Source organism: Caballeronia glebae, from assembly GCF_001545035.1.
In the GTDB taxonomy this organism is placed as follows: domain Bacteria; phylum Pseudomonadota; class Gammaproteobacteria; order Burkholderiales; family Burkholderiaceae; genus Caballeronia; species Caballeronia glebae.
On sequence record NZ_FCOJ02000099.1, the window covers coordinates 1 to 14,358 of the forward strand.

The 14,358-nt window shown below is 58.6% G+C and carries 10 protein-coding genes; 2 read left to right on the top strand and 8 right to left on the bottom strand.

The annotated features are described in order from the left end of the window. Both AWB82_RS34800 and AWB82_RS34805 read left to right on the top strand, forming a co-directional pair. Positions 1–651 (top strand): IS30 family transposase (locus AWB82_RS34800; protein ID WP_143756971.1); only part of this gene is annotated, 651 nt, incomplete at its 5' end. A 310-nt stretch (positions 652–961) separates the two neighbouring features. Then, a complete protein-coding gene (locus tag AWB82_RS34805; RefSeq protein ID WP_143756972.1) occupies positions 962–1,237 on the top strand; it encodes a hypothetical protein in 276 nt (91 codons plus the stop codon). A gap of 633 nt (positions 1,238–1,870) precedes the next feature. Here the strand turns inward: AWB82_RS34805 and xseB are convergent. From xseB to AWB82_RS34850, 8 genes are all read right to left on the bottom strand, one after another. Then, positions 1,871–2,137 carry an exodeoxyribonuclease VII small subunit gene (gene xseB, locus AWB82_RS34815; RefSeq protein ID WP_086973816.1) on the bottom strand — a complete coding sequence of 89 codons (267 nt, stop codon included), beginning with the start codon at positions 2,135–2,137 and terminating at the stop codon, positions 1,871–1,873. Between the two features lie 2 nt (positions 2,138–2,139). Continuing rightward, a complete protein-coding gene (gene xseA / locus AWB82_RS34820) occupies positions 2,140–3,864 on the bottom strand; it encodes an exodeoxyribonuclease VII large subunit (protein WP_327346034.1) in 1,725 nt (574 codons plus the stop codon). Continuing rightward, a complete protein-coding gene (locus AWB82_RS39300; protein WP_235023567.1) occupies positions 3,782–4,105 on the bottom strand; it encodes a DUF5710 domain-containing protein in 324 nt (107 codons plus the stop codon). The genes xseA and AWB82_RS39300 overlap by 83 nt, the downstream gene beginning before the upstream one ends. 10 nt (positions 4,106–4,115) lie before the next feature. Then, entirely contained in the window at positions 4,116–7,886 is a 3,771-nt protein-coding gene (locus AWB82_RS34825) for an SNF2-related protein (RefSeq protein WP_086973817.1), read from the bottom strand. Between the two features lie 30 nt (positions 7,887–7,916). Further along, a complete protein-coding gene (locus AWB82_RS34830) occupies positions 7,917–9,893 on the bottom strand; it encodes an EH signature domain-containing protein (protein WP_086973818.1) in 1,977 nt (658 codons plus the stop codon). Then, positions 9,893–10,615: a flagellar motor protein MotB gene (locus AWB82_RS34835; RefSeq protein ID WP_086973819.1), complete on the bottom strand. Its 723-nt coding sequence runs from the start codon at positions 10,613–10,615 to the stop codon at positions 9,893–9,895. Before AWB82_RS34835 ends, AWB82_RS34830 begins: the two co-directional genes overlap by 1 nt. Next, positions 10,616–13,150: an anti-phage ZorAB system protein ZorA gene (gene zorA / locus AWB82_RS34840; RefSeq protein WP_086973820.1), complete on the bottom strand. Its 2,535-nt coding sequence runs from the start codon at positions 13,148–13,150 to the stop codon at positions 10,616–10,618. A 364-nt stretch (positions 13,151–13,514) separates the two neighbouring features. After that, positions 13,515–13,874, bottom strand: coding sequence for a hypothetical protein (locus AWB82_RS34850; protein ID WP_086973822.1), 360 nt, complete (start codon positions 13,872–13,874; stop codon positions 13,515–13,517). Positions 13,875–14,358: the final 484 nt, after the last annotated feature.

A 14,358-nucleotide genomic window follows, 5' to 3' on the forward strand; every position in this document is an offset into this window, starting at 1 on the left:
ATCTATGCTCAGCCGCGTGGCGAATTGCGCCGCCAGTTGATTGCCTGCCTGCGCCACGGCCACAACACCCGCATGTCGCGCACGCGCGGCACAGACCGACGCGGGCAGATTCCCGACATGGTGAGTATTCACGTACGCCCGCCCGAAATCGAGGACCGCCTGCTGCCTGGCCACTGGGAAGGCGACTTTATAAAAGGCGCTGGGAACCAATCCTCCGTTGGCGTGCTGGTTGAGCGCCCCAGCCGGCTGGTGCTGCTTGCCAAGATGGACGATGCTACCGCCGCCTCAGCTCTGGCGGGCTTCTCGGCCAAACTCAACTCGATTCCTGAACCCCTGCGCCAGAGCTTCACTTATGACCAGGGCAAGGAACTTACGCGCCATCAGGAACTCGCCGCGGCCACCGGCGTGCGGGTGTACTTCTGTGACCCCCATAGCCCCTGGCAACGCGGCACATGTGAAAACACCAACGGCTTGCTGCGACAATACTTGCCCAAAGGAACCGACCTCTCGGTCTACACACAGGACGAACTCGATGCTATCGCCGACAGCCTGAACAACCGGCCGCGCGCAACCCACGCGTTCCATTCGCCATTCGAGGTCTTCGCCGCCACGCTCGCCTCAGCAAGCCAACCTCAAGGCGCTAAACATTAACCCCCCTGTTGCACCTCGGCTTGAAACCGCCATGCACTGGGCGAACCAACGTGTCGATAGCGGCGCAAGCGCATCAAGGTCGTGCCATTGGCTGCCGCGACACCGTGATTCCCGGGCTTTAATTTGGCGATGCTTCCTAACGCGCCAGTCCAGCCTTCTCTGAAGGCAAGTCGCATATCGACCATAGGTCGCGGAACACCGCTAATGTGCCAGACTGGCCTAGCTTTCGAAAGGACACTCGGGTGATACGCAAGACGCTTAGTGCTTCAATTTCATGCTGAGCACCACTGGACGTTTCGAGGCCTCCTTTATGAGCAAGCTGGTAGCCACGATTCACCCATTGAAGCCCGTGATTGACAGCATGGTCCTCGAAAACGTCGGGCTCGCCCTGCCTGTAGCGAGCGCGCCGGACCGCTTAGAGCGAATTTGCGCAATTCACGAGACGCTTGAATCTTGGTTTCATGCTTTCTTGGCGACCGAACTCGGCCGTTTCCTGGTTCGGAGCTTTGCAGAGCATTATCCAGACGGGCAAGTTACAGAAGTGAAAATGCTCGACCTTGTTCTCTGGCAAATGCGGTCACGATAATAAGGCGTGAACGTTTCGTCCTAGACGCAGAAAACATGCGTACGCGCAACGCCTTTGAGTGATAAGGCTCCGTCTTATTTAGATTTCTTCCTTCGGCGACATGACGCCTGTTATATGTCACTGAGGCTAATAAATCAAAGCGCCGCAAAGGGGGTATTGCTGGCATTCTCCGGCCGCTGCGCAGCAGCTGGGTCAGAGCGGCCCCTTTCCTTGCTGATACCTCAAAAAGTTCTCACGATGGCGTCTCTTCGACGAGCCGTCAATGGCACACTGACATGCGTTGCACCACGCCTGGGATTTGACTCTCTGCTTTGCTCGGTTTTTGGCCTCAGCCATCCCCAATTTGATTTGCTCGCCCCGACTTGCCGGTTTGCGGTCAGCTGCGCCGTAGATGTTGCTGATGCACAGCTTCTTCACGTTTTCTGACACCTCGATTAGAAAGCGCGCCTGCGCTCTTGACATGGTCCCGATACCGCGCATTTTCGCAGTTTTCGAGGCACCGTCTTGAACTTGCTCTCGCTCGCATCCCGAGTTGAGCGCGATGGCATGCGGCGAAGCCATTGCAGAAACTGGCACCAACCTTTTGAAGCCGGCGGCGTTCGTACGGATGCAGTCATTGCTTGTACCAAGCGCCTAGAAAGGGATGTCGTCGTCATCAAACGGTCCAGATGCTTCAGGCTGCGTCGTAAGCGGCTCTTCACCGCTTACTCCTGCACCGCTGAGCGCCTGCTCAAGAGCCGCCTCGACCGCGTCAATCCGCTCCTTGCAGACTTTATATGCTGCGACCGACTCAGTTACGATGGTAAGTAGGTCGTCGATATTGGGTTCCTGTTGATTGCGCAGAGTCTCTGCGTGTCTCTGGAGCACTCCATACGCCTGTCTGAAAGTCTTCTCACTCATGTTCACAATCCTCGCTTTACCCCGACGGCTACCCGGCCGTCTTTCAACTCGATTTCTAACTCACCCATCGACTTTGCGTCGGCAGCAGATGTGACCGGCTGACCCAGTTCGTTCAGCACGATGGCGAAGCCGCGCCCCAAGGTCCGCTCTGGTCCCTGCCCAGCGACCTCACGGAACACGGCGGTCGCCGCGTTTCGCGAGCTTGCTATCTGTTGCCGTGCCGAAAGCGCGACGGTCTGGAGGTCTTGTTCAATTGATGCCCGGCTTCGACTTACATCGAGTGATGTTCGGTCGTGAATGGCCTCAAGCCGTGTCGTCGTGAGTGTCCGTGCCGTCTTTACAACGTTGCAGGCCCCGCCTCTTATCTCTGAGAACACGCCCGGCACCTCGCGCTTCGCCATTGCCAACAGTTGGTAGGCGTTGTGCCCTACATCCGTCATCAAGACGCCCGACTCGTGCTTTGCATCGCGCACCGTCAGCTTTGCTCCAAGTTGAAGCTCGCCTACCAAAGCGAACGTGGTCTGTCTTGCAGCGGCAACTTGCTTGAGGGCACCGGACTGAACAGCTGTGAATCCTTTGTCAAGCAGCGCTCTGGCGCCAGTTCCGACTCTTGTTATTTGTGCCGCGATGAACTCGAAATGTGCCTTGGCTTCATCAATCCGTCGTTTGATGACTAGCTCTATGCCGGCAGCAACCTTGCTTGGTGTGTCGAACCGAGTGTTGGCCACTTCATCGATAATCGTGCTGTCGCGCTCGTGCCCTACGCCGGTCAGCACAGGGACTCCCAGACAGCAGATGGTCTTGGCCAACTCGTAATCATTCAACCAAGCCAAGTCATTGACAGCTCCCCCGCCCCGAATGATTGCGACCGCATCGGGCGGCGCATTGCCTGATTTGCCCCAGTGCGCTAAGGCGTTCAGGAGCGCATCGCGTATTTCCCGCGCCGCCCCTTCGCCCTGAAAACGGCTCGAAGCATAGGCAAAACGGCAAATACCAAAGCGCTCAAGCCGGTTCGCTTCCACTCGAAAGTCGCCAAGCCCTGCAGCCTCTTGTGGAGCAACGACCAGGATGGCGTTGAAGTCCCATGGCGGAGGAAGCTTTTTGTTAGCGTCGAAAATACCTTCCTGCTGCAGACGCGCACGAATTTCCCTCTTCCGAGCTTCAAGGTCGCCCAAGGTGTAGTCTGGGTCAATGGCATCAACCTCAATGCTGAAGCCGTACTGGGGCTTGAAATTCGGCTTGGCCCGGACGAGAAGTTTGATGCCGGGAGCGATGCTCGCACCGGTGGCTCGTTCGAACTCCGGGAGAATGCGGTTTGCAACATTCGCCCAGATGATTGCTCTCGCTGTCGCCAAGAGACTGCCGTCGGAACTGCGCTCAGAAAGTTCGAGATACACGTGGCCGCTTCTGGCTCGTGTCTCGACAACTTCCACGATGGTCCAAACACCCGACCTGAATGTTTGCGCAACCGCTTGAGCGACGCTGGCGAGTAATTGTGAGAGTGGGACACCCTTCTTCGGCGCAGCGACCTCTCGGCCCGCACCACCGAGGCTTGGTAGCCGCTCCGACGTCGGGACGGGGACCAAATCGGCAGAGCTCATCGCCGCGGGCAACCAGGCGCTGAACAGTGCGAGGTCCGTCCCCTCAGGCACATACCACTTGCGCTGATTTGGGTCCCCATCGGGCGCCGAGTGCCTTGGCTTCATCCTTCTCCCTGAAAGGGACATCTAGATAGGTCGTCACGAGAATTCGATTGCTGTCGAGAGTGTTCCGGATTTGTGCTCCGGCGCCCAGATTACGAATCTTACCGCCTACGCGAACATATTCGACCGGGGCGTGCTGAACCGACGCTCGCGGAGAGCCGCGGAGTGGAGCAGAGTTCGTCGCAAAGGGACGCCGCTCCGGCCCATCTCGTCTCCGCGACTGACTTAGCGACGTTGTGCCTTCAGACGATGAGGGACTGGACATCAAACCGCAATCAAGCGGCCTGCTCCCAGTAGAGGTGCAGAAATCGCTGCACGTCAGCGTTCGTGACCGGATATCGTTCGAGCCATGCGTCAACCTCCTTCTGCGTGGCGAGGGTAACGTTGTTGCGGCGCGCCTTTTCTCTAGCTGTCTCGTTGAAGAACTGGTTGGTAGCCACCCACTTCGAGAAATTTACACCGGGGTGGCGAAGCCGGTATTCCGCTTCGGCCGACACCACGTCCTTAACACCTTCGTCGTTCAGGCTGGCATTGACCACCCCCGAGCTCTTGCACTGAACGAGGTCGCCCTTGTTGCCAGTGAACGCAACCACGTCCACGCCACCATCGCGTGCTGGTGTGCGATACACGGTCTTGAACCCCTTCTTCTGCCAAACCGCCGCGACATACGCTTCGAAGAAGTCCCACTCCATACGCAACACGTCGTCTAGCGTAAGGGCACGCGTAAACGCCGGGTCTTTCGCACCGTCTGGAACGATGTCCTGGATGTTCCAGTCGGTCGGCATCACCGTTCCCGTGCCGTTGAGCATGTCGCCAGCAAGCTTTCGCTTCTCTTTCAACAGTTCGTCAAGCCGCACCTCGAAGGTCTTGAAATCTTCGGCGCGCACGATTGGTAGGTAGACGCAGACCTCTCGTTTCTGGCCGATGCGGTACGCGCGGTCGGTCGCCTGGTCTTCCTTCGCGGGATTCCAGTTTCGCGTGTAGTGGATGACGTGATTGGCCTCCTGCACGTTCACCCCGTAACCGACGGCAACTGGCGAGAGGATGATGACGCCAAATCCAGGCTTCTCTTGCCACGCGCGAATCTGTTTCTGACGGCTCGCGACATGTTTCGCTGAGGCCGTGACGTCGCCATTGATGATGCGCGGCTCGAAGCCGAACGTCTCTTTGATGTAGTACGCGAGCATCTGCTGCGCCTCGCGAAACTCAGCAAAGACGATGGCCTTCTCTCCCTTGCCTTCAATCTCGCGTAGCGTGTCCAGCAGCCATCCGAGTTTGGGCGCTTCGGAGCGTGCCTGCGCGAGCGGCTGCGGCGCGAAACGACCCAGGCCGGGTGCGTGCGGGGCTGTACAGATGGAGCGCAAATATTGCAGCACCCCGAGGTGATTCTTGAAGGGAGACGACGCGGCCTCTTTGTCGCCCTTCTTGAGGCCTTTGAAGAGGTTGATAGCGCTCGTGTAGTACGTGCGCTGCAGGTTGGACATCGGGATGAGCACCGGCATGATGCGCTTGGGCGGCAACTGGGCGACATCGCTCTTCATGCGGCGCAGTATCTGCGGCTCAATCAGCCCGCGCAATTCCTCGACGCGCACCTTCTCTTCCTCCGTCTCGGCTTCAATTGGCTTGCGATAGCACCGTCCGAACTCATTGAGCGCGCCAAGCAATCCCGCCTGAACCAAGTCGAACAGACACCACAGGTCGACGAGTGTATTCTCGACAGGGGTTCCGGTGCAGGCGACCGCGAACATCACATTCTGTTTTTTGGCAGAACGCGTGACCATCGAGTTCGGGTTTTTGATTTTCTGCGCTTCGTCGCAGGCCATAATCGACCATTGGACGGCGGCAAAAGAGAACTCGAGGTCGCGAAGCGTCTCATAGGTCGTCAGCACAATGTTCGCGTCGCCGACCCATCCCGGTTGCAGGAATTTGACAAGGTTTTCCTTTCGAAGCTCTTCATCAATGGCCGAACGCGGCACCCGAAGCGAAGCCAGGTTGTCGCCGTATGCGACGAGCGGCCGGAACGTGCTTTCCTTGAAGAACTTGCCCATCTCCTCTGCCCAGTTTTCGAGCAGGGAGACGGGCGCGACGATGAGTGCCGGTGGAAGTTCCGGATTGTCCTCGAATGCGCGCGCCATGAATGTCAGCAACTGCAGCGTCTTGCCTAGGCCCATGTCGTCTGCGATGACGCAGCCGCGACAGTGGTTTGGTGCGTGCTGAAAGAGATGCTGAAGCCACGCGACGCCCTTTTCCTGGTGGGGCAGTAGCTTCGTCTCCAGTCTAAAGCCCGACGGCAGCGCCGGCGAGGGCGTGAAGGCGGTCAGAATCTCCTTGCGCACATCCTCGTAGTCCACTGCATCAACATTCGGTTTCAGCAACAGTTGTTTTGCCTTCTGACGAGCGGCCTTGTCCTTCGAGTCGACGGATTTCGGGGGCTTGTCGTACCCCTCCCGGACATCATTCCCAAAGTTGATGAACGCGTCGAGGATGTCGCGCGCTTCGGTAACGGGAATGGGTTGCGGGAACCCCGGCAATTCAATCGTGGGCTTGCCGGAGGTTTCCGCCTCTTTGAGTTTGGCGCTCAATTCGTCTTTGACGTCATCCGTGATGGGCACGGCAACCGGGTCGGTGCTGCCGTCCGGCGTGTACACGATGACGTTGACCAGGTGCTCGGGCCACCACTCGTCGCCTTTCTTCGCGATGTACGGCGAGTAATACGGCTGTTCGAGGCCGATACCGTTGACGCGCGAGGTGTACGCGCTCAGGTCGTAGACGTCAGTGTGTCGTATTAAAATGCGCGGCTTGCTGCGCTCATCGAGGGCGGCCTTGAGCAGAACCAGATGCTCTTCGCTGTTGCCAAGAAGCTCGAAGTCGTAGCCGTCCCATGCATAGAGCTGACGTTCGGCGGCGATGGCGCGTTCGGCGCCTCGGACGAAGTGTTCCAGCTCCGAGTCGTCTGAAAAGAGCCGCTCCTCCGCAGACACCCGGTCCGCGAGCGCCGTTTCGATAGCAAGCCCGACCGTCTCCGGGAATCCCAGTGCGTCGCGGCGGACTATCGAGGTGAAGTGGTCGAAGAAAATGCCAGCTTCAACTTTGGCGCGCTCGAACTGCTCTTCGTCGATTGCCGCTTTTGCGTCCTCACCGAGCGTGGCGAACGGGTTCAACAGGAACGCTTCGGCCCGGCTTCCGCTGATGAGTCGGCCCGGCATCTTTCGGATGCTGGAAAGCACCGTGTTCACCTCTGGCGTGACGAGCACGTTCACGATACCTTCGGGCGTGCTGATGTCATAGTGCTTGGGGACCGCCTGATACGAGTCGAAAACGTCGAGCCAGTTTTCGGGGGCGCCTTCGAAGGTCGGAATGATTTCGACCATTCGTGTCGTGCCGGCGCCCGTCTTTCGCGGGATGATATCGATAGTGTCGGGCGTGACGACAATGCTCTTGTACAGGAACTGGTCGAGGCTCGCGTTCGCCGCAAGCGCGGCGCGTCGAATCTGCCCCCAACGCATGCGCTGAGCGGTCTCGGTGCGCTGGTCCTCTGGTCGCGCCTGAAAACGTGCAACCTGCTCCACGGTCTCCCACGCCTGCCGCGACAGCAAAAGCTGTCGGCCGTTGGTCGAGACAAGCGCGCCGCTGCGCGTGACCGCCTCAAGTGGGCGCCGGTCCTCATCCCGCCAACCGGAGACGCGAATCGTAAAGTCGCGGTCAATAAGCGAGTTGCGGCTTTGGAGCTCTGGCGTGAGCCCGCCGATGGGCGGGAGTTCCAGTTGGTCGAGGCTGCGTGCGAAAGCCGGTTCTTCCAGCAGGTTGTACAGGCTCTCCCACGACAAGTGGGCGCTCTCGTCTGCACCGACGGCATAGCCTTCATCGTACAGTTGCGTGATGAGCGCGGGCACCGTGGGTGTCGCAAGCGGCGTCGCACCCGGGCGCGCGCCCACGGACTCGAACGTTCCCAAGTCGAGCCCTTCAGCTCCAAAGGCGCGCCACACGGCGGCGGTTTGCCGCTGCGACGGCTCGGCACCCGTCATCTTTTTGAGCCACTTCAGCATGCTTTTCGTCCCCGAATTCTTCTCGACTTGTTATTCCTGATACCACCAGCCGCGACCGGGCCGGTATTTGAAGCCGTACGACTGGAGCAACGGCGTCAGACGGTTGTCCGCCGGGCTGTCCAACGCAATCCATAGATTGCCCTGCCGTTCACGCATGTCCCGAACGTAGATGTCGAGTTTACGGCACATGGTAAGGAGCTCTTTCTCTTGCTTTGCACCAAACGGCAGAGAAACAATCGGTCCGCTCGACGGGGTGTCCGCTCCGGACGTGGAGGCTTTGGTCGGCGGAGTGCTCGCGCCACCAGATGCCGGCCGAAAAAGCGACGGATTGCGCCATGCACTCGAACTTACAGGCTGCTCTTGAGCTTGGCGTGGCGCAGGCCTCGCTGCTTCTGGAGGCCGGTCGATACTAGGCGTGGTCGACGGGCGGCTCGCGGCAGAAGATGCGGCGGCGCGAGCCGGAGTTTGCTTGGCTGCCTGCGCCGGTACCTCGGGCTTCCAGGTAGTTGCCGAGTTCTTGCTCGCACGCGCGGCAACCGGCCTGGTGATGCCCCGGCCACTCAATGCGTCCTCGAAAATATCTTCCCAGAACCGACCGCCTTTGTCTCGGTGGTGCAATTTGACCGGCCCGACTCGCCTTCTATCTCGATGCGGAAGGCTTTCGGCACCCAGTTGGTCCGACGCCTGAATGTGATGCCGAATGGCCTGCGCAGAGATGCTGGTGTCGCCGTGCTCAAATGGCACGTCCGATGCGCGATACACGAAGCAAGCGTTATTCTCGTGCCCGAATTCGGCTACGACCCAGTCGCCGAATCGCATGATGAAGGCGTTGTTCTGCCCGTCTCCTGCGCCATAGAGGTCAAGCGTCATCCCTTCCATCAGCTTGATGACTTCGAGCATCCTCGTGTCATCGCTGTTTCGAGCGTTGGGCCCCAGTGCGAACTTAACGTCGCCCACGACATCCGCGTACTTCTCCCAAAAGTCTCGTCGCCGCTCGCGCTTGAGTCGGACGTCGTCCTGTTCACGCTGGTCCTGCTTGGCCAGAACGTTGAAGAACTGCTGAATGACATGCAGCTTGAACCACTTTTTGACCATGTCCCTAGGTTCGCGGGGCACGGCGACCCAGCCGGTGCTGTTTTCCTTGCGCAGGAAAAGCGGGTTGCCCCAGAAGTGCAAGGAAAAATCGCGTAACGCTCCGTGCAGCGGGCCGCCCGTATGGTCGCAATATGCGCTCAGCACCTCAGCCAGGCCTTGATTGAAAACGACGGGGTTTTGGGTCGCGAGTTGCTCGAGCAGCGGCAACAATTTAGGGATGTACGGCGTGATGCCGGCCTTCGCGGCCGCGCGGACCTGTGCGAGGACCACCTGCTCCATAAGCCACGAGGTGCGCTCGATATGAAGCGCCTGCTGAAACTCAAAAAAAGCACTATCGTCGCCCCGAAGCATCTGCCGAGCAAACGCATCGACGGGAGCGTTTGAGAAAAGCTCGGGGTGCAACACTAGTTCAGACACCCAGGTCTCCTCCAGGCCATCCGGGCGGCGGAGGGTATTGGCGCCACTGTCCAGCCATGACCGAAGCAGCTCCCAATTGGGCCGCCCTGTCTTTGCCGCACCCTTCATTTCAGGATGGTAGCCGAGGTACGTGTCCAAGAGCCCCTTGTAGCAGTCGCGGAAGATGGGTCGATGCTTGCGAAAGCGGTCCACACCCGAGAGAACGGCCGGAAACCGTACGCTGTCCTCGATGAGGCGGTAGCGCATTTTTCCAATGGGCCGGTCACAACCAAGGCTCACGAGTAGCGCATCATGGGAATGCCGAAAGCGCGGCTCCTGTTGGAATCGCTCCACAGCTTTAACAACGGCCTCTTCCGGCGCTTTTGCGGTGCGGCCTACAAGTTTCTCGGTCAGCTTCTCGAGTTGTTCTTCGAGCTCGCCCATCGGCGTCTGCAAAAAGAGCGGCTGGTTTTGCAGGCGAGTGAGTCCCTTGCGCAAATCGTCGAGATAACTCATTAGGCTGCTCCTAAAGCGCAGGTGCCGAAGTTGCCGCGTGGCGCACCGTTGGTCGACGGGCGATGCTCGCCAATCCCCAGGAATTCAAGGCGCAACTCCACGCGCCGGCTGTCCTCGTAGGATGCCTTGGCGGCGTTGAACGAGTAGCCACCGACAAGAAACAGGTCGCGCACTTGCTCCAGTTCGTCATTGCTCATCGCGCTCTCACCTACCGGCGGCTTGGCGAGTAGAACACACAGCACCCGTTGGCTGCGTTGGAGGCTGAGGTTCAGGTTGTAGAGGTAATCTCCCTCCGGGCTCGAGAACCCCTCCACCACAATCTGCTTAAGCCACTTTTGGCCGAGCGGGTCGCGCGCGATGGCAAGCACCTGAGGCACAAACGCACGAAGCAGTTTTTGCTGCTCGGGCTTGAGTCCGGAGCTGTTCTTGTCGAAATGCGCCTTGTCGCCAAAGTCGATGACGTTCCGGTCCATATCGACCGAAATGCCCGCGTTTTTCGCGGCGACTTGTACGCGGTGAAGCAACTCCGCGATTTCGCGGTCGCGCTCTGCTTTTTGGCGCTCGGCCTCGCTCACTTGTTTTGTGACGGCAAGCAAGGTCACGGACATCGTGACAAGAAAGAGGACCATGAGCGCGGTCATCAGGTCCGCGTAGCTAATCCAGAAAGGCTTCTCCGCCTCGCCCTTGCCGCCCCGCTTCAGAACGATGCGAGAGCTCAACATTTAAGCACCCTCCTCGTCCATCACGACCGGACGGAGTGCCATTGCAAGATTCTCGATGAGACCGTTCAACAGGCCTGTGACTCGGCCGGTCGTCTCGACCAGCTTGGATGCGGCGCGCTCCATCGCATCGGTGAGGTTGGCTTGAAACTTGTCGCTGGAGTCCTGGAGCACATCGGTCACTCCGTTCATGAACTCGTCCACCTTCAGTTGCGCGACCGTCAGCGCCTTGTTCGATTCCTGAATTTGAGCGAGCACGTCATGGCTCAACGACCCTTCTGCCAACTCGACGATGGTCTTAAGGTGCAACAGCATCGACTGGAACTCGCCGCTCCGGGCGTTATAGTCATTAACGACACGCTGCATCGTCTCGGACGCCGCGCCCACGTTGCCCGCCGCCGCAGCGAGCTTGTCGGTCAGCTGCGTCGCTTGTTGCAGCGAGCCGGTTACCGCCGTGCCGGCCTTGCCAAACTCGGTCGAGGCCGCATGCAGCGTGCTTGCCCCCTGGTTCATCTGGGTAACCGTGTCGCCGGTCACCCGGCGCATCGTATCCACGCTCTCGCGCATTTTGTCGACCGCGAACCCGGTGCCGGACACAAGTCGGCTGACTTCCGCAGTAAGAACGTCTACTGCCGACTTGATTCCAGCGGCGGCGGCTTGCGCTTCGGCTGCGAACTGTTGCTGCCGCTTCTCGTGAGCGACGTCAGCACCCTCGGCTTGTTGCTTGAGGTCGTCGACGAGCGATTTAACGGAATCTCCGACGGTTGCGACCGACTGTGTCAGCTGCTTGCTGCTTTCTTCTTGGGTACTGGTCACGGACTGCGTGAGGCCTTGCACCAGATTAGCGACCGTCGCGCTGACGTCCGACACTGACTTCTGCAAGTGTTCGTTGGTCGCGCTCTGCGAGGTTGTCACATCGCTTGTCAGCGACGAGACAAGGCCGCTGACGCGCTCAGTGACGTCAGACAACGCTTTAGTGAGCGCTTCGTTGGTCGAGGTTTGCGACGTTTTTACGTCAGTCGTCAGCGACGAGACCAAGCTTCCGACGCGGTCAGCAACATTAGCCAACGCGTTGGTGAGTGCGTCATTAGTCGTCGTCTGGGATGTTGTTACATCGGCTGTCAGGGACGTGACGAGGCCGCCCACGCGGTCGGTCACCTCGGCGAGCGCCTTCGTCAACGCCTCACTGGTTGCGCTCTGGGATGTTTCGACCTTTTCCGTCAGTTGCTTGACCAGCGCCTCGACGTTGTTGCTGACCCGCTCAAGTGCGGCGAGCATGCCTTCATTGGTTGCCGTCTGTGAGTTGGCAACAAGATTTTTCATCTCGGCCACGGCTTGCGCCATTTCAGTGGTCATGCGCGTCTGGCTGGCTTCCATATTTTTGATGGCTTCAGCCAGCTGTTCGCCCATCTTGCCCGTCGCATCTGTCCCGGCGGTAGTCAGCGTCTTGGACAAGTGCTCAATTTTGTCGACGGCGGATTGAAGCGCGGCGATGGTCTGCTGCTGCATCGTGTTGATGCCCGCAATCTGGTCGCCAAAGAGGTCGCGCAAGCTCTGATTGAGCTCTTTGATTACCTCCGAAAGGAGCTTGTGGACCGCGCCTTCGCGCTCCCCGCCGACAACTTTTACAGCCTCTCCGATAGCTTTCATGGGTTCCGCTAGCGCCGTTTGCAGCCCCGCGCTAATTTCCTGCCCGATTTGCAACCCCAGGTCTCTGGTGCTCGCAGCCTGCGCCGTCATCTGGTCATCGATAATGCGCTTATGCTCGCTAATCTGTGTCGACGCGACGGACTCCAAGATGGCCTTGAGGTCATTGACGAGCGCGTCTTTTAGCGTCTTGCTGTTAGACAGATAGTCGGCCGACGATTGGACCAAGTCCTGGAGCATTTCTTCGCCCGCACCGGCCTTGTAGAGTTTGTCGATTTCGATGACGAGCGCTTCGCTTTTCTTGTAAAGGCTGGCGAGAAGCAACTTTTCGAACAACGTGATAATCATCGCGCACAGGATGGCGCCGGCGGAAACCGCGAACGCTTCGGACACGGAGCCGAGCAGTCCTTTCAGACTGTCGCGAACCTGGGCGGCATCGGCGCCCACATTGAATGCATCCAGTCCGTGAAGAATTCCAAAGAAGGTTCCGATAATCCCGATACCCGTCAGGATGCCGGGAACGTGCTTAAAGAATTCCGCGCCGACATATGAGTCCACGGTCGTCTGCGTGTTGAAAAACATCTCGGCCGGAACCGTCGAGCGGTTTTTGTCGAAGACATAACCGCGCTCACCAGAATCAAAGCGCTCCTGTTTGAACAGCGTCTCGTCGTATTCGCTCCAAAGGTGAGCCAAATCTTTATTTTTGGCGAAGAGCGGCCCCGGGTCCTCGCCCTCTTTGAGGCGCGCGAGTCCGGCAATGACTCGCTTGAGTGCGAGACCGCGAATCACAGCTCTCGGCACGAACCAAAACAGGAAATAGCCGAAGAGCACAAGGATGGAGAGCGCGCACAGCTTCGCGATGACCGGCGCGTGAACGAAGGTCTGGTACATGGTGTGTGGTCTTTAGTTTCGTTGTTGAGCCGGTTCTGCGGGTACCTCGATACCCTTTTGACGGCAGAACTCGAATTCGAGCGTCTCAAGTAGGTTGGCCTGGCTTCGATTCTCGTGTGCTGCGGCGAGCGTAAGCGCGGCCTTAAAGCGCGCAGAGGCTCGGAAGCTCATGAGCGTATCCTTTCGCTCTCTCATTCAGCTTCCCCGGTAGCTGATTCGTTCTTGTATGGTAAATGTATTGCAATACGAACAGCAATATCGACGACGGCTTTCGCTCGCTCGCTGTGGGCGGTAGCCCACGAAACGAGGGGCAAGCTCAGTGAGAACGCAAGCACGCTAGGCTTCACGGCGGTGTTGCACAGACTCAGTAAATAACATTTCTGGCTGGAGCGACCTGGCTCGCGAGGTCGTTCAATGAAGCCTTTGCCTGTCGCTGAACGGCGACGGCATGCTCTTGGGCCTCGAGAACAACATCCTGCATCTCGCCTAGGCGCTCCAGTGACGCCAGCAAGCTGTCTCGAGTGTCTTCGAGAGCCGCTCTATGGGTATTGAAGTGGTTGACCAATTTTTCAACCGAGGGAAACGAAGCTTCCGCCAATGCTTCAATCTGGGCTAGGCATGGCGCAGCCTCGTACCCACCTTTCGCAACCGAATATATCTGTTGAAGCGATTGGGCAACACTGAAAAGTGCGCGGCCCACTTCTGTGTCTTCGAAGGCAAGCATTGACATTTTCAACCCTTTATTCGGTGAATCGATGGCAAGAACGTTGCCCCAGTTCGAATACCGGCGAGCATCACAGTGGTCCGCCGCAACGTCCTACCCCATGTTACGACGAGATTGGCAAAAACTTTAAGCCGGCGATGCTGCAAGGGCGCGAATGCAACGCTGAGGCTTCCGAAACCTCGACGGCGGAAAACCAGGTCGAGCAATCTGCTGGAGGTATGCCTCCCTCGTTTAGTGCACGCACCTCACGAGCCCCAGCAAAATAGGAGATTAAAGAGCCCGCTTTTGCAGCCGTTAAAGCTGTTAGCCACGTTTTTTGGAAGAAGCTCCAGACCAGCGCAAATACAAGCGCGCGACGTGCTCTGCAGATTATTCGGCAAGCACATCTGGCCCCTTGCAAATCGAGTGGCGGCCTCAAAAGCGAGGTGCAACACTTATCTCGTATAAGGTGTTGCAATGCCCGACAAAACTACTTCATACCAGC

Coding starts and splice junctions, on each gene's coding strand:
- AWB82_RS34805 (WP_143756972.1), top strand. CDS start 962: ATGAGCAAGCTGGTAGCCACGATTCACCCATTGAAGCCCGTGATTGAC.
- xseB (WP_086973816.1), bottom strand. CDS start 2,137: ATGAGTGAGAAGACTTTCAGACAGGCGTATGGAGTGCTCCAGAGACAC.
- xseA (WP_327346034.1), bottom strand. CDS start 3,864: ATGTCCCTTTCAGGGAGAAGGATGAAGCCAAGGCACTCGGCGCCCGAT.
- AWB82_RS39300 (WP_235023567.1), bottom strand. CDS start 4,105: ATGTCCAGTCCCTCATCGTCTGAAGGCACAACGTCGCTAAGTCAGTCG.
- AWB82_RS34825 (WP_086973817.1), bottom strand. CDS start 7,886: ATGCTGAAGTGGCTCAAAAAGATGACGGGTGCCGAGCCGTCGCAGCGG.
- AWB82_RS34830 (WP_086973818.1), bottom strand. CDS start 9,893: ATGAGTTATCTCGACGATTTGCGCAAGGGACTCACTCGCCTGCAAAAC.
- AWB82_RS34835 (WP_086973819.1), bottom strand. CDS start 10,615: ATGTTGAGCTCTCGCATCGTTCTGAAGCGGGGCGGCAAGGGCGAGGCG.
- zorA (WP_086973820.1), bottom strand. CDS start 13,150: ATGTACCAGACCTTCGTTCACGCGCCGGTCATCGCGAAGCTGTGCGCG.
- AWB82_RS34850 (WP_086973822.1), bottom strand. CDS start 13,874: ATGCTTGCCTTCGAAGACACAGAAGTGGGCCGCGCACTTTTCAGTGTT.